Origin of the sequence: Paenibacillus sp. FSL R5-0912 (assembly GCF_000758605.1) — a bacterium.
GTDB lineage: Bacteria > Bacillota > Bacilli > Paenibacillales > Paenibacillaceae > Paenibacillus_AQ.
Window position 1 is genome coordinate 2,785,644 of the sequence record NZ_CP009282.1, and the last position, 15,675, is coordinate 2,801,318.

Here is a 15,675-nt window from a genome sequence, read left to right on the forward strand (position 1 = left end):
GTGCTCCATCTGAAGTTGAATGAAGAAGGGAAGACGATACACTATGATTTTGTCATCCATGCGGGATGTTGTGTTCGGCTACGGGAACGAGCCGGTCATTGACCGCTTGTCGCTGGATATTGAAGCCGGACAGTTCATCGGGATCACCGGCCCGAACGGGGCGGCGAAGACCACGCTGCTCAAGCTTATGCTGGGCCTGCTGAAGCCCTGGAGCGGAACGGTCTCCTTGAACAAGGAGCTTGCCGGCGGGGGCGGGCTGGTGATCGGCTATGTGCCGCAGCAAGTCGCCTCCTTCAATGCCGGATTTCCCAGCAAGGTCATCGAGCTGGTCCGTTCCGGCTGCTACTCCAGGCTGGGATTGTTCCGCCGCTTCACGAAGGAACAGGAAGCGCTGGTGGAGAGCAGCCTGCGTCAGGTCGATATGTGGGAGTACCGTAACCGCAGAATCGGCGAGTTGTCCGGCGGGCAGAAGCAGCGGATCTGCATCGCCCGGGCGCTGGCCCAGCAGCCGCAGGTGCTGGTGCTCGATGAGCCGGCAACCGGCATGGATACAGCCAGCCGCAGCGGCTTCTACAAGCTGATGCGGCATTATGTCAGCCAGCATGGCCGCACCGTCATTATGGTTACACATGGCCTGGAAGAGACAAGATCCTATCTGGATACGGTGATCAGCCTGGAACGGCAGGAACAGGAGGGCTGGACATGCTTGGTTACGAATTCATGCAGCGTGCATTTTGGGCAGGAGGCCTGATTGGCATTATTGGTCCGCTGCTTGGCGTTTATCTGATGCTGCGCAGGCAGGTGCTGATGGCGGACACCCTGTCCCATGTCTCACTTGCAGGTGTGGCGCTGGGATCAGTCCTGCAGTGGAACCCGGCCATCAGCGGATTCACTGTGGCCGTAGCCGGAGGGCTGGTTATCGAGCAGCTGCGCCGTTCTTACCGTACATACAGTGAGCTTCCGGTAGCTATCATTATGACCTCCGGTCTGGCGCTGGCCGTAGTGCTGATGAGCCTGAAGCAGAACCTGACCAAGAGCTTCAGCTCTTACTTGTTCGGCTCCATCGTTGCCGTGAGTGATACCCAGCTTAAGCTGATTGCTATCGTGGCCGCCGCCGGACTTGTCTACTTCATTGTTCTGCGCCGGCCGCTGTACAGCCTGACATTTGACGAGGAGACCGCCAGCATCGGCGGGGTTCATACAGGGTTGTTGTCCTTCTCCTTCGCGGTTCTTACCGGCATGACTGTTGCCGCTGCAATGCCTGTTGTAGGCGTGCTGCTGGTATCCGCGCTAATAGTGCTTCCGGCATCCATTGCTCTGCGGATTGCGTCCGGTTTTACCGCAGCCATTCTGATTTCTGTCGGTGTCGGATTAACCGGTGTTTTTAGCGGCTTGACGGCTTCGTATTATATCAACACGCCTCCTGGAGGCACGATTGCGCTTATTCTGCTCGTATTTCTGCTGAGTGCCATAGCCGTACAACGGCTGATTACATTGAAAAACCGCCGCAACATTCATAAATCTACAACCATTTAAGAAAAGGGGTCTCCGAAAAATATGATGAATTCCAAATCAAAGTCCAAATTCAGAATCCGCCACCTTGCTGCCTTGTCTCTCACCGCTATGCTTATTGTCTCCGGCTGCGGAAACAATACTGCAGGCAATGCTGCCTCTACCGGCAGCGCTGCTAACGCACCGTCCTCAGCGGCTGCAGCTACAACCGTACCTGCGGCAGACAAGCTGAATATTAAGGTCAGCTTTTATCCGATGTATGAATTCACGAAGAATATTACCGGTGATCTTGCGGATGTGGAAGTCCTGATTCCGGCTGGAACCGAGCCGCATGACTGGGAGCCGACCGCTAAGGATATGGCTGAGATTTCCGAGGCGGATGTGCTTGTCTATAACGGAGCCGGTATGGAAGGCTGGGCGCAGCAGGTTGTAGACGGGGCCTCCGGCAGCAAACTGATTACCGTAGAAGCCAGTAAAGGGCTGGAAATCATGGAAGGAACGGAAGAGGAAGAGGGACATGACCATGAGCATGAGCATGAGGATGAGCATGCCCATGAAGAAGGCACAGCGTCCGGAGAGGCTGATCACAACCACGAACATGATCACGAGGATGAACATGGGGAAGAAGCACATGCCGGAGAAGGCCATGATCACGGCGGCCTTGACCCGCATGTGTGGCTCGCCCCGGCTATGGCGATCCAGGAGGTCCGCACGATTGAAGCGGCTTTATCCGCAGCCTCGCCTGAGAATGCAGCAGCCTTCAAAACGAATAGCGAAGCCTATATCGCCAAGCTGCAGCAGCTGGACCAGGAGTTCAAAGACGGGCTGAAGGATACGAAACGTAAGGACTTTATTACCCAGCATGCCGCTTTCGGATACCTGGCCCGTGAATATGGCTTAACTCAAGTGCCTATCGCCGGGCTGTCACCGGAGCAGGAGCCATCCGCTGCTCAAATGGCAGAGATCGTAGAATTTGCCAAGGCGAATAACGTAAAAACGATCTTTTTCGAAACTCTGGTATCCTCCGGCGTGGCTGACACTATTGCCCAGGAAATTGGAGCCAAGACAGCCGTACTGAATCCGATTGAAGGACTGACGGAGGAAGATATCAGGGATAATCTGGATTACTTGGGCGTTATGCGCCAGAATCTTACAGCTCTGAGTGCGGCGCTGAACGAATAAGAAGAAGAGAGGCTGATCCATACAATGGCTAAGAAATCGAAGGTTGTCAAGGAACTGAAGCGGCAGGAGCTGGTGGCGAAATACGCGGACAAACGCAGAGAGTTGAAAGCGGCGGGAGATTATATGGCGCTGCAGAAGCTGCCCCGTGATTCCTCGGCTACCCGTCAAAAAAACCGGTGCACCGTCTCCGGCAGACCACGGGGGTACTTAAGCAAATTCCATGTATCCCGGATCGTCTTCCGCGAGCTCGCACTCCAGGGACAAATTCCCGGTATCACCAAGTCCAGCTGGTAGACCGTTAACTTCATAGATGCTCTGCCGCAAGACGGCTGATTCTCTGGGATACAGGGGACCAGCCGTTTTGCCATATTCATTGACTTTGCCTGATGCAGCGGAGTGAATTATGATAGAGGAAAAGATATTCCGCAGCTGAAGGAGGCTTCTAAATGAGCTATACCGATACTTTTATCCTTGTTGCTGAAGATTGCCCGGCAGAAATTGGCATAACCCCGGTCTCGGGACGGCCGCTTCCGCCCGCTCATGTCATTCAATACCAGCTGCTGGCCGGAGCGCCTTACCACTATAACCATGAAGAGCTGCTGTATCAGGTCCATGTACGGCACAAAGGAATTCCCGAAGAAGAGCGGGACGCCCGCCGGGAAGAGATCTGGACAGAGCTGTTCACGAAGAATCATCCTTGCCTGCGGGCCTCCATGCTGCCCAAGAAGTACGGCTGGGGAGTCCACTATGATGCAGAGGGTAAAATCGCCTTGTACGCCAAAGAGTCTCCGGAGTACGATTATTATACTTCCAGCGGTGAAGCCGGTGTGACGCTGCTGAATGCTATGCGCAGTAAGCGCCGCTGAGCCGGGAGCCAAAGGTACAGCATCACAATTTCCTGGATAGAAAGAAGGAAGTGTTATGTCACAGTATTGGAGTCAGCGGTTTGCCCGGGAGGGGATGATCTGGGGGAGCCGGCCCAGTGCGTCCGCCGGGTGGGCCAAACAGAGGTTTATGGAAAACGAGGCGTCTTCCGTCCTGGTTCCGGGTGCCGGTTACGGGCGGAACACCAAAGTGTTTGCCCCTGAATTTACCGTTTACGGTATAGAGTTAAGTGAAGCCGCGCTGGAGCTGGCCGCAGAATGGGATCCCGGGACAACCTTTATCGCAGGATCTGCTCTGCAGCCGCAGCTTGAACATCCGGTGGATGCCGTGTATTGCTATGACGTGCTGCATCTATTCCTGGCGGATGACCGCCGCAGGCTGATTGAAGCGTGTCTTGAGCAGGTGCGCCCCGGAGGGCTGCTCTATTTCACCAGCTTCTCCGATGAAGATCCCAATTATGGGTGTGGGACGGAGCTTGAACCGGGCACTTATGAATACAAGGCAGATAAGTATGCCCATTTTTTCAGCGACAGCGATTTAAGGGGGCATTTTGCCGGTACAGAGATTCTGGAGACGGGGGCATTTACTGAACCGCTGGAGAGTCCACAGGGCGGGACCCATGAATACATACTAAGATACATTCTCGCTCGCAAAAAATAAACAGGTGCAGGAGCGCAGCAAGAGGCCCTTCTCCAAACAGGAGGAGGGCCTTATTCAGACGTTTTATTCAGGCGGTTACACTAGTGAAGCTCACAATCGGCGAACAGGATATGCCGCGGAATCCGGAAGAAATTCTCGGCTTTCTCCTGCAGCGCCGGGGTAGGCAGATGGCATTGGTGCAGCCACTTACGGAACGTGCCGGGATGGACACCGATCCAGATGCTGACATCGGTTACTGAGAAATCATACACCATGCAGAGTCCGGTCAGGATGGCATTGCTTTGCGGTGAACGGGCAATCGTTCTTTTCATGAAACGGGACGGGGTCGGCTGGCACACAATCGGACTCTGCCGCAGAAGAGCTTCATTGAACAAGATATGGGACGGATAACCGAGCAGGCGGCAGACCTTGTCCAGATTGGTTCTGGAGGGAATGCGGCCTTCATACACCCATGCGCTTACGCTGCGCGAGGAAACGGAGAGCTCTTCTGCAAGTCTGGAGAGCTTCATGTCCCTAGCCATCAGAATGGCCAGCAGAACGCGGTTGCGGATCTGGCTGCGCTTTGGCCGGCGAAATCTTTTGACACGTACACCTTGTCCAAGATATTTGCGGTTGATCAGAGACCAGGCCTGAATTTTATGTGGTTCTTGCTGATTCTTAGGCATAATTCCTCCGATATACTGAATTAATGAAGTGGTAATTCTTCTAGTTTAGCTGTATATGACTTTAACATTACACTAATGCTTTCGTCCAGATCAAATGCCTTCGTTTCGTGCAGCGCTAAGTTTCTTTCAGTAATGCTGCTGTTTATGATATATTTTTAGTAATCAAATATATATTAATCATGAGCTGGGAGCGAGATAGATGATCAAGCATATTGTATTCTTCAAATTAAAGGACCGGTCCCCCGACAAAGTACAAGAGACAGTAGCCGTTCTACGCAACATGGAAGGAAGAATTCCGCAGCTTATTTCTATTGAAGTAGGGGCTGATCTGATTCACTCCGAGCGTTCGTATGATATCGCCCTGGTTACCGTTGTAGCCTCCATGGAAGATTTGCAGGCTTATCAGGTTCATCCGGCCCACAAGGAAGTTATCGCCCACATTAACGAAGTCAAGGATGTTTCTGTGGCTGTGGATTACGAGATTTAGGCAGCAAATGATCTGCAAGGCTGGAACCCATTAAGTACGGAAAGCGGTGACGGTTATGCGTGAGCTTGAGTATCCGATGGAAGCGTTAACGTATCTGATTGTTTTTTTTGCGGCTTGCTTCATTATGCTGTTCTGGCTGAAGCGCCGGGGCAAACGAGGGAAGTAGCGGCAGTTATGGAGTGGCAGGACAAATAACCGTAGGGTGGAGGGTCATCTGTGTATTATGTCAACCGGAAGCAAATTGAAACGATACTTGATCAAATCCCTGATCTGAATAACGGTCTCCGGCACGCGGCTTCTTCCTGGGATGGCAGTACGATACTCGGTCTTGTTCAGGAACGCTGCCTGCATCTGGCGGTAGAAGTGGTTACCGATGTGGGCAGCTGTCTGATCGACGGGTTCATTATGCGGGATGCCGGGAGCTATGAAGATATTATTTCCATTATTCATGAGGAAAAGGTGCTGGGTAACAGCGGGATTTATCCTGAGCTGACCTCGCTGGTAGCCCTGCGCAAGCCTCTGGTTCAGGACTATTATGTGTGGGAACGGAAGGCGCTGCACCCGCTGACGCTGGTGCTGCCAAGTGTGCTGGAACAGTTCGCCTCCGAGGTGCGCGGCTATCTGGACCGGGAGCTGGGAATTGAAGTAACGGTTCAGTCATAACATAAAGTATGTAGTGAGACAGAAAGGAGGTCCTTTATGGCGAAGAAGGGTCAGGAAAGCGGTTCGACAAGGCGGATGATTATGACGCTGCTGAAGATGAAAGGGCCGCTGACCATCGGCGCTCTGGCGGAAGAGCTGGGCATTACCGAAATGGGCGTCCGCCGTCATGTGCTTCAACTGGAGCAGGAGTCGCTTGCAAAGACCAAGGTGGTGCGCCAGGCCATGGGACGTCCTATGCATGTATACTCGCTTACCGAACGGGCGGAAGATCATTTTCCCAAAAGCTATCACAATCTGGCGCTGGAGCTGCTGCGGGAGCTGGATCACGGGAGCGGGCTGGATGCGGTTAATGTGCTTTTTGAAGGCCGCAGGCGGCGTATGCTTGCCCAGTACACCCCGATGATGCAGAACCGCGATTTGGAGCAGCGTGTTGCCGAACTGTCAGCGATTCAGAATGCCGGGGGGTATATGGCGGAATGGAGCAAGGAAGAGGACGGTTCGTACGTGATGCGGGAGTATAACTGTCCGATCCGCCAGGTCGCTACCCAGTACCGCAAGGCCTGCCAGTGCGAGCAGCATTTGTTCGAGGAATTGCTGGATGCGAAGGTTACCCGCAGTGAATGTATGGCGGAAGGCGGCCAATGCTGCCGTTATGCAATCACTCCAAGCAAAAAGGAGAAAACTTCGGAAAACTCCAAATGATCAGTCACAGGACAAACTCTCTATGCTTATGATATACCAGAACTAGGCGATCGCCCGGGCGGCCGGGCAGAGGCACTTTGAATCCAAAGGAGAGATTGATGATGAAAAAGGATACCAAAAGCTTGCTCTGGGGTGTGCTTGCCGGCAGTGTGGTCGGTACGGTGACAGCATTGCTGTTCGCCCCTAAACCGGGTAAGGAGCTCCGTAAGGATATTGCCGAAGGAACGACTGAAGCGGTCGATAAGGTCCAGGAAATCGCTGTTCAGGCCAGTGAGAAGACTACAGAGATCTACGGCAAGGCCAAAGAAGCTGTAGTTTCGGTCGTCAGTGAAGTCAAAGAATGGAGCAAAGCCGCCACGGATACAGTTGAAGAAGCTAAGACGGCTACCGTAAGCGGAATTGCTGAGGATGCTGTGGAAGCTGTGCTGGAAGAGGAAGCCGCTGAAGCTGAGATCGAAGCTGAGATTGAAGCTGAATCAGACACCGGTACTGCTGCAGCTGAAGATGCTGTTGACGGCAAAAGCGAAGGCGAACTTTCTTAAGCTGACCAAACAATAGAGGAGCCGTTTTCCGCAGACAGGCGGAAGGCGGCTTTTGCCGTTCCTGTCCCTCTCCAGGTCTGGCTTGTTCCGGTCCGGGGCTGTGCCTGATGAATCCCTTACTTGAACTAAGCCGGTAAATGGGGTATTATCTGCAATTGGGGCTGAAATCCTGGTACACTTTATTCCGGCCTTACATAAGCTACACAAAACAAGTTAAAGGATGCGGTGTGTTCGTGCAGCAAGCAATAGCTATATTAGACTCAGGTGTGGGAGGATTGACCGTTGTCAAAGAAGTGATGCGACAGCTCCCGAGGGAGAAAATCATCTATTTCGGCGATACGGCGAGAGCTCCGTACGGACCCCGTTCGACTGAGGAAGTGAAATTGTTCACTGAACAAATCGTGGACTACTTAATTCAATTTAATCCTAAAATGATCGTTATTGCCTGCAATACAGCAACAGCGGCAGCTCTTGATTATATCTCCGCCAAGGTAGCCATTCCTGTGATCGGAGTCATTCACCCCGGTGCCCGCGCAGCCATCAGCGCATCCAAGAATGGCCGGGTCGGCGTCATCGGCACCATCGGTACGATCAAAAGCGGAGCGTACACGGCGGCGCTGAAGCAGCTGTCACCGTTCGTCCAGGTGGTCAGCCAGGCCTGCCCGGCGCTTGTTCCCTTTGTAGAACAGGGATTATTCCGCTCGGAGGAGAGTCACCTTGCCGTAGCAGAGTCACTGAACGGCATCAAATACGAGCCGATTGATACTCTGATTCTGGGCTGTACCCATTATCCGTTCCTGGTCGAGCCGATTGGTAAAGTGATGGGGCCGGGAGTCAAGCTGATCAGCTCGGCAGACGAGACTGCGCGGGAGATCAGCACTATTCTGTATGACAAAGGCCAGCTGGCGCGCGGAGATGAAAGCCCGATCCACCAATTCTTCTGCAGCGGCGATGCTGAGATGTTCCAGCGGATCGCCCGGGACTGGCTTGGCGAGCAGATTAGCCGTACCCCTGTAGTATGGCAGGTATCCTCGATGTAGGCTGGGATGCTCTCAGTGGTGAATTGAATAGGGACAAACCCTCAGGCATCACGGGGGCGGATGTTACAAGCCGGGAGCGGGATTCCCGGCTTTTTGTATGTTCAAATCTTTCATGACATGGAGCTGCTGCTCATATACTAGGCTAGGGCTGAGTCCCGCCTGTATTCGCGGAGATATCCGGACAGGCTGGAGGGGACGGCGGCTCAAGAGGGCCGGGAGGATGAGACATATGCAGCAATATATTGCCCGCAGGGGAGATACCGTAAGCCGTATAGCCGCAAGACACGGACTGACACCGGAGCATGTCATTCAAGGGAATCCATGGGCTGGAAGCCAGCCTTATTTATATCCGGGGCAGGTGCTGTTCCTGCCCTCTGCTCCGCGAAAGCGTTATGCGGTGCAGGAAGGGGACGATGCATACAGCATCGCTTCCCTGTTCGGTGTGGGAATTGACGAACTGGAAATGCTGAATCCGGGAGTAAGCTCGGGGCGTATATGCCTGCCGGGCAAGGTGCTTGTAATACCAGCTGCAGTCCGCCGTGAGGAAGTCTATCTGCGCGGTGAATACGGGCCGGCTGACCTGGAGGCGGATACCGCCAGGCTGGCGGGCAAATATCCCTTTGTCAGCACAGAAGCCATCGGCACCAGCGTGCTCGGCAAGCCGATCATTCTGCTGCGGATCGGCAGCGGCTCACGGCATCTGCATGTGAATGGCGCGCTGCATGCCAATGAATGGCTGACCGCGCCTTCGCTGATGCGCTTCATTGAAGAATACGCAGCAGCCTTTGCTTCAGGCAGCGCGTGGCATGGCCATCAGCCGGCGGAATGGCACCGGGATTGGACGCTATGGGCGGTGCCGATGGCGAATCCCGATGGCGTTGAGCTGGTGCAGGAAGGTGCGATGCCGGATCATCCTTATTATGCCGCGCTGACGAAATGGAACAGCGGCAGGCGAAGCTTCCGCCACTGGAAGGCCAACATCCGCGGTGTGGATCTTGGCGATCAGTTCCCCGCCCACTGGGAAGAGGAGCGCGACCGGCGGCAGGTTCCCGGTCCGGCTCCGCGGGATTACAGCGGGCATGCACCGCTCTGTGAGCCGGAGGCAGCGGCGCTGGCTGCTCTGGCCGAGCGGATTCCCGGCGATGCGGCCGTATCCCTGCACAGCCAGGGTGCAGAGATTTACTGGAACTACCGGGGCTACGAGCCGCCGGAGAGTAAGCGGTGGGCAGCAGGGCTTGCGGCGGTGAGCGGCTACCGGGCCGTCGAGCTGACCGGCAGCGATGCCGGATACAAGGACTGGTTCATCCAGCGCTTCCGCAAGCCGGGATTCACGGTAGAGCTGGGCATAGGCAAGAATCCGCTGCCTGCGGCTGATTTTGAGGATATGGCCCTGGAGACCGGACTCATACTCGGGGCGATACTCTCAAATTTGAAATAATAATGAAACAATGTCTGCAAATTTGCGTAAGATAGCAGCAAAGGGCACGGCCGCAATCCTCCCTATCGATCCTCCGCGGCTGTATCCTTTTTCTATTGTATTGCCAGTTGGAGACAAATCTGGTCCATGGACCCGTATAATTGGCGCAATAATAAGCGCAATAATAAACGCACAAAGATATCGTTCCTTAAAGAGCGGGTGGGCTGGCCCCCGACGCTTAAGGGGCGGTTTCTTTTTGTATTCGCTGGAGAGTGGGCTGGGTGAGTAAAAATGAGGAGCAAAAATCCCTTGATTCCGCTTTGGAGTGGGCTGGGTGAGTAAATGAGTAGCTAAACTCCCCTGATTCCGCCGGAAGTGGATTAGATGGACGAATGAGTTAGACTAATTATTCCGGAGACAGCCGGTTGGTTAGTGGCTTGCCAAAATTGGTTACTGGTGATGCAGGAGCGATTGCTCTAATGAAGAGACGCGGACTGAGAAGCGCTTATTTCACGAAAAAACCTAATAATGAGGCTGAAGCGGACTGAGATTCCGTTAATTTGGTCATTCGGGCTTAAGATGGGGGATATTCTGACACTTAACGGAATCTGAGTCCGTTTGACAGGCGATTTCGCCTGATTCCATCATTTAGCGGATTCTCAGTCCTCATCACTAGCTGAACCGGACTGAGGTTCCGCTAGTAAACGCAAATACTATGCACGCACGCAGAGCATACATACGTCCATTCTTCCACATACCCACACCCACACACAAAGTGCCAATGTTACTCCACGGCCTACACCAACTCGAACTCCGGCTCCACTTCGAACCCCAACCCCAACCCCAACCCCAACCCCAACCCCAACCCCAACCCCAACCCCAACCCCAACCCCAACCCCAACCCCAACCCCAACCCCAACCCCAACCCCAACCCCAACCCCAACCCCAACCCCAACCCCAACCCCAACCCCAACCCCAACCCCAACCCCAACCCCAACCCCAACCCCAACCCCAACCCCAACCCCAACCCCAACCCCAACCCCAACCCCAACCCCAACCCCATGAGTCTCCCGCCTACGCATTTTATAGTCAAAATAATGCACATCAAGGCGTATGAAAGCTATACCGTACTCGCAAATGTCTCTTGCTAAAATTAGTGTATAGAAGAGTGGCGGACGGCTCCACGGAAAGAGGGCCGGCCGCCGGGAAAGTGAGGGCCACATGGAGAACGATACGTATACGCTGAAAAGTAAACAGATCCCGCTCAATTCCTCCTACGATGTCATTGTAGTCGGAGGCGGACCTGCGGGCTGCACTGCCGCAGCTGCGGCGGCAAGAGAAGGGGCGCGGACGCTGCTGGTCGAAGCAACCGGGAGCCTGGGCGGAATGGGAACCTCCGGCCTGGTGCCGGCCTGGTGCCCATTCTCGGATAAAGAGAAGATGGTCTACCGTGGTCTCGCGGCCAAGGTATTCAATACCCTAAAGTCGCAAATGCCGCATGTCCGGGAGGAGGCGATGGACTGGGTGCCGATTGAGCCGGAGAAGCTCAAGGTGGTCTATGACGATCTCGTAACAGAGTCGGGGGCGCATATCCTGTTCCTGACCTCGCTCGCGGATGTGGAGAGAGACGATAGCGGCAACATCACCACCCTCCTCCTCCTGAACAAAGGCGGCCTGCAGGCCTTCCGCGCAGCCGTCTATGTCGATTGCACAGGGGATGGCGATGTCGCTGCCTGGGCGGGGGCCGAGTACCAGCAAGGGGACGAAGAGACCGGCGAGCTTCAGCCCGCCACCCATTGCTTCATCCTCGGCAACGTGGATGACTATGCGTATCTGAACGGGCCGAAGCTGCATGCGGAGAACCCGCACAGCCCGATCCATGAGGTGGTCCGGTCAGGGGAATACCCGGCCATTCCGGATACGCATCTGTGCAACAATATGGTAGCTCCGCGTGCCGTAGGCTTCAATGCCGGACATCTCTGGGGAGTCGATAACACGAATCCCTTCTCTGTATCCGGGGCGCTGGTAGAAGGACGCAAGATGGCAGGTGCCTACAGGGACATGCTCGCCGCTGTCCACCCCGCGGCCTTCGGCAATGCGGTGGTCATGAACACGGGCACGCTGATCGGAACGCGGGAGTCCCGGCGGATTACCGGCGATTATGTCCTGACGGCGGAAGACTACATTTCCCGCAGAAGCTTTGAAGATGAGATCTGCCGCAACAGCTACTTCATCGATGTGCACGGCACACAGAAGGAGCAGCAGAGCGGCGCCGGGTCCAGCCAATCCATCACGCTCTACGGTCCGGGCGAATCGCACGGCATTCCATACCGTTGCCTTACGCCGCGCGGACTGCGCAATGTACTGGTCGCCGGCCGTTCCATCTCCTGCGACCGCAGGGTGCTCGGCAGTGTCCGGGTGATGCCGGTCTGCCTGGCGATGGGTGAAGCAGCCGGACTCGCTGCAGCACTGGCTGCCGCTCAGACCGGCGGCGATGTCCACGCCATCGACACCGCCCGACTGCGCACCCGGCTCCGCGAAGAAGGCGGCTATTTGCCGGACATTCAAGCTGAAACTGCAGGGGAGAGAATGCAATGAGTGAATCTGCTGTTACCCGTAAGACAGCCGGGGCTGAGCCCAAAACGTACTGGACTCGCAAAAGAAGGGAGCAGCTGGCCGGATGGCTTTTTATCGCTCCCGAAGTGATCGGTATGCTGGTCATCGCCGTGTTCCCGCTGCTGTTCAGCCTTTTCCTCAGCTTGACGGAGTGGAATCTGGTTGGAGGCTTGTCCGCCATTCACTTTGTAGGGCTGGACAACTTCGTCGAACTGTTTAGAGATAACCGCTTCCTGCTGGCACTGAAGAATAACGTGCTGTTTACGATCGGCACGGTGCCGGTCACGATGCTGCTGGGGGTGGTGCTCTCGGCGCTGATCCATAAGAAGCTGTATGCCAAAACCTTTTTCAAAGTAGCCTTCTTCGTGCCCTACATTTGTTCAACCGTCGCGATTGCCGCCGTCTGGCAGGCGCTTTATCACCCGTCCAAAGGACCGATCAACCAGATTCTGATGCAGATCGGATGGTCCGAGCCGCCTCGCTGGCTGGTCGATACCAGCTTCTCGCTGATCGCCATTATGATTATTTACGTCTGGCAGCTGCTGGGCTATCAAATCATCATCTTCCTGGCCGGCATGACGAATATTCCGGAAGAACTGTATGAAGCCGCAACGATTGACGGTGCGAGCGGGATCGGACAGTTCCGGCGGATTACGCTGCCGCTGCTGGGTCCGACTACTTTTTTCCTGGCGATCACCAGTACGATTTCGTCCTTCAAAATCTTCGACATGATCAAGTTCCTGACGGACGGCGGTCCCAACTATTCCAGTACGGTCATCGTGTACCAGATTTATGAGGAAGGGTTCGAGCGCTTCAAAATGGGCTACGCCTCGGCAATGTCCTGGGTGCTGTTCCTCATCATCATGCTGGTTACGTCGATTACCTGGATGACACAGAACCGCAAAGTCCATTATTAGTCTACGGCGAAAGGAACTAAAGGCAATGACAAACAGAAAATTAAAACCCGGCAATCTGATCTTTACCGCCCTGTTCGCCCTGCTCTCGGTATTTTTTCTGATGCCGCTGGTCTGGATGCTGTCCGCCGCCTCCAAGACAGAGAAGGAGGTATGGACCTTCCCGATTCAATGGATTCCGACGGACTGGAATCTGATCGCTAACTTTAAGGCAGTATGGATGGGCGACGTTGCGTTTGGACTATTTTATATGAATTCGCTTAAAATTGCCCTAATCTCTACGATTGCCACAATTGTGATTTCAGCCATGGCCGGTTATGCGCTCAGCAAGCTTGATTTCAAGGGCAGAACTCTGATCTTCACCCTGATGCTGGCCTTCATGATGATCCCGGAGCAGGCGACACTCGTTCCACGCTATATTATGATCAAGGAGCTGGGACTCTACGATTCGCATGCAGCGCTCATCCTGATGGGGATGTTCTCCAGTTACTTCACCTTCCTGCTGCGCCAGTTCATGATCGGTATTCATAATGATATGCTGGAAGCTGCCGAGCTCGACGGTGCCGGATTCTTCCGGATCTTCTGGAGAGTTGTCCTTCCGCTAAGCCGGCCGATCTTGGCTACGGTAGGGATTATCAAGTTCATCTGGACGTGGAATGATTACCAGGGACCGCTGATTATGCTGAATTCGACCAAGCTGTATACTATACCGCTGGGGATGCAATTCTTCAAGGAAGAGTTCGGTACACAAATCTCCGTCATGATGATGGCTTCCGTAGCTGCAATTCTGCCGCTGCTTATCTTGTTCCTGGCGCTGCAAAAGCAAGTCATTGACGGCATTGCCATCGGCGGAGTCAAGGGTTAAAGTAATGTATCCGGGTAGATAAAGCTGCCCGGACCGGAAGGTCAAAAAAGTGTACGCGCACACCGCAAAGCTGTACACGGTGTGCGCGGGCCTTAGATTGTATAATGAGCCTGCAGACAACAAATCAAGGGGGAATTGCTTTGAAAAAACTATCTTTAGTATTAGCAAGTATGATTCTTATGCTCTCCGTTACCGCATGCGGCGGGAACGGCAACAGCAGTAATTCGGCCGCCACCGATGCGCCGGCTTCGGCTGATCCGGCTGCCGGAAGCAGCAGTACAGACCAGCCCGCAGGCAAGGCGAAGATCAAATTCTACACGTTCAAGGCCGATAAACCGGAAGAACCGATCTACCAGGCCGTTCAGGCGTATAACGAATCCCAGGATAAAGTGGAAGTTGAATATGAATCACTGGTGCAGAATAGCGACAGTACTGATTTCATGAAGAAGCTGGATATTCTCGTAGCCGGCGGAGAAGTGGTCGATGTATTCATGACCGGGAATGAGGATGAACTGCTGGAGCGTGCTTCACGCGGTGTTGTGGAACCGCTTAACTCCTTCTTTGAGCAGGAGAGCATTACACCGGAGGATGAATATTCCAAGCTGCTGAAGCTGGATGACAAGGTATACGGCATTCTGCCGAGCTCCACCCAGTGGCTGACGGTCTTTAACAAGGATCACCTAGAAGCAGCCGGGCTGTCCCTGCCTGAGATGGGCTGGACCTGGGATGATTTCCGTGAGTATGCCAAGAAGCTGACGACACCCGAGCATTTCGGAACGTACTTCCACACTTGGGGAGAATATCCGAACATTATCGCTTACACCGAGAAGCCGCATCCTCAGCTGAGCGCAGATCTGAAGCCGATTTTCGATGATCCGTCCTTCGAGTACTTCTTCAATCTCCGCCGCACTATGGAGAAGGAAGATAAGAGCGTTGAACCGTATGCCGATGTGCTTGCTTCGAACTATCATGTGCTGCAGCAGTTTTTTGCCGGAAATGCCAGTATGCTCGCTGTACCAAGCTATGCTGTCCGGGCGGCGCTGAATCTGGAGAAATTCCCGCATGAGTTCCAGACGATGTACGCTCCGTTGCCGCGCTCCGTGGATACGGAAGAGCTGGGCATGACGAATATTTCCGGCGGCGGGCTCGCGATGGGCGCGAAGTCGGAGAACAAGGAAGCTGCATATGATTTCATCCGCTGGATGTCCAAGGAATCCTATACATTCACGAAAGAAATTCCAGCCTTCAAGGGTGTAGACGGAACGGAATTAATCAACGGCTTCTTTGGAGAAAATACAGATTTAATCGATACCGCATCGCTGTCCAAGACCCTGTTTGATCCGAATATTCAAATGCCGGATACCTTCAGCGTCCCTTACGGGAGTGAGCTGAAAGCGATTGTGGAGAATGGCTTCGCCAGCTTTATGCTGGATAACCGCAGTTTCGATGAGGTCAAGACTGAAATGACAGCCGAAGTGGAGAAGGTAGTTCAGGCCAACCAGAAATAATGAATGAAGCTAAAGGC

At 54.2% G+C, this 15,675-nt stretch carries 17 protein-coding genes; 16 read left to right on the forward strand and 1 reads right to left on the reverse strand.

From position 1 onward, the window contains the following. Nucleotides 1–43: 43 nt before the first annotated feature. The 6 genes from R50912_RS11580 to R50912_RS11605 all read left to right on the forward strand — a co-directional run bounded on the left by R50912_RS11580 (nucleotide 44) and on the right by R50912_RS11605 (nucleotide 4,239). Entirely contained in the window at nucleotides 44–751 is a 708-nt protein-coding gene (locus R50912_RS11580; RefSeq protein ID WP_042234958.1) for a metal ABC transporter ATP-binding protein, read from the forward strand. Continuing rightward, nucleotides 697–1,536 (forward strand): metal ABC transporter permease, encoded by an 840-nt coding sequence (locus R50912_RS11585; RefSeq protein ID WP_042234960.1) that lies wholly within the window; start codon nucleotides 697–699, stop codon nucleotides 1,534–1,536. The genes R50912_RS11580 and R50912_RS11585 overlap by 55 nt, the downstream gene beginning before the upstream one ends. Before the next feature lie 24 nt (nucleotides 1,537–1,560). Then, nucleotides 1,561–2,694, forward strand: coding sequence for a metal ABC transporter substrate-binding protein (locus R50912_RS11590; RefSeq protein ID WP_042242156.1), 1,134 nt, complete (start codon nucleotides 1,561–1,563; stop codon nucleotides 2,692–2,694). A 24-nt stretch (nucleotides 2,695–2,718) separates the two neighbouring features. Next, the gene (rpsN, locus tag R50912_RS11595) at nucleotides 2,719–2,988 is read left to right on the forward strand and encodes a 30S ribosomal protein S14 (RefSeq protein ID WP_039308720.1); all 270 of its coding nucleotides are present in this window, start codon (nucleotides 2,719–2,721) and stop codon (nucleotides 2,986–2,988) included. Nucleotides 2,989–3,140: 152 nt separating this feature from the next. Continuing rightward, nucleotides 3,141–3,560, forward strand: coding sequence for a DUF6157 family protein (locus R50912_RS11600; RefSeq protein ID WP_042234962.1), 420 nt, complete (start codon nucleotides 3,141–3,143; stop codon nucleotides 3,558–3,560). A 55-nt stretch (nucleotides 3,561–3,615) separates the two neighbouring features. After that, a complete protein-coding gene (locus tag R50912_RS11605; protein ID WP_042234963.1) occupies nucleotides 3,616–4,239 on the forward strand; it encodes a class I SAM-dependent methyltransferase in 624 nt (207 codons plus the stop codon). A gap of 80 nt (nucleotides 4,240–4,319) precedes the next feature. Here R50912_RS11605 and R50912_RS11610 read toward each other — a convergent pair whose 3' ends face one another. Further along, nucleotides 4,320–4,904 carry a helix-turn-helix domain-containing protein gene (locus R50912_RS11610; RefSeq protein ID WP_042234965.1) on the reverse strand — a complete coding sequence of 195 codons (585 nt, stop codon included), beginning with the start codon at nucleotides 4,902–4,904 and terminating at the stop codon, nucleotides 4,320–4,322. 199 nt (nucleotides 4,905–5,103) lie between these two features. On the opposite strand from R50912_RS11610, the gene R50912_RS11615 reads away from it, so the two are divergent. The 10 genes from R50912_RS11615 (at nucleotide 5,104) to R50912_RS11665 (ending at nucleotide 15,658) form a co-directional block, all read left to right on the forward strand. Beyond that, nucleotides 5,104–5,391, forward strand: a complete 288-nt coding sequence (locus R50912_RS11615; RefSeq protein WP_039308729.1) for a Dabb family protein — start codon at nucleotides 5,104–5,106, stop codon at nucleotides 5,389–5,391. Between the two features lie 216 nt (nucleotides 5,392–5,607). Continuing rightward, nucleotides 5,608–6,054: a DUF86 domain-containing protein gene (locus tag R50912_RS11620; protein ID WP_042234967.1), complete on the forward strand. Its 447-nt coding sequence runs from the start codon at nucleotides 5,608–5,610 to the stop codon at nucleotides 6,052–6,054. 36 nt (nucleotides 6,055–6,090) lie between these two features. Beyond that, nucleotides 6,091–6,756 carry a helix-turn-helix transcriptional regulator gene (locus tag R50912_RS11625; protein ID WP_039308735.1) on the forward strand — a complete coding sequence of 222 codons (666 nt, stop codon included), beginning with the start codon at nucleotides 6,091–6,093 and terminating at the stop codon, nucleotides 6,754–6,756. A gap of 98 nt (nucleotides 6,757–6,854) precedes the next feature. Beyond that, the gene (locus R50912_RS11630; RefSeq protein WP_081956466.1) at nucleotides 6,855–7,298 is read left to right on the forward strand and encodes a YtxH domain-containing protein; all 444 of its coding nucleotides are present in this window, start codon (nucleotides 6,855–6,857) and stop codon (nucleotides 7,296–7,298) included. Between the two features lie 233 nt (nucleotides 7,299–7,531). Next, entirely contained in the window at nucleotides 7,532–8,338 is an 807-nt protein-coding gene (racE, locus tag R50912_RS11635) for a glutamate racemase (RefSeq protein ID WP_042234972.1), read from the forward strand. Between the two features lie 229 nt (nucleotides 8,339–8,567). Next, on the forward strand, nucleotides 8,568–9,776 hold the full coding sequence (locus R50912_RS11640; RefSeq protein WP_042234974.1) for a M14 family metallopeptidase: 1,209 nt from the start codon (nucleotides 8,568–8,570) through the stop codon (nucleotides 9,774–9,776). A gap of 1,200 nt (nucleotides 9,777–10,976) precedes the next feature. Continuing rightward, nucleotides 10,977–12,353: an FAD-dependent oxidoreductase gene (locus R50912_RS11650; RefSeq protein WP_042234978.1), complete on the forward strand. Its 1,377-nt coding sequence runs from the start codon at nucleotides 10,977–10,979 to the stop codon at nucleotides 12,351–12,353. Further along, complete coding sequence (locus R50912_RS11655; RefSeq protein ID WP_042234980.1) at nucleotides 12,350–13,288, forward strand: carbohydrate ABC transporter permease; 939 nt, start codon at nucleotides 12,350–12,352, stop codon at nucleotides 13,286–13,288. Before R50912_RS11650 ends, R50912_RS11655 begins: the two co-directional genes overlap by 4 nt. Nucleotides 13,289–13,313: 25 nt before the next feature. Then, nucleotides 13,314–14,150 (forward strand): carbohydrate ABC transporter permease, encoded by an 837-nt coding sequence (locus tag R50912_RS11660; protein ID WP_042234982.1) that lies wholly within the window; start codon nucleotides 13,314–13,316, stop codon nucleotides 14,148–14,150. 140 nt (nucleotides 14,151–14,290) lie between these two features. Further along, on the forward strand, nucleotides 14,291–15,658 hold the full coding sequence (locus R50912_RS11665; RefSeq protein WP_042234984.1) for an ABC transporter substrate-binding protein: 1,368 nt from the start codon (nucleotides 14,291–14,293) through the stop codon (nucleotides 15,656–15,658). The last annotated feature ends 17 nt before the right edge of the window (nucleotides 15,659–15,675 follow it).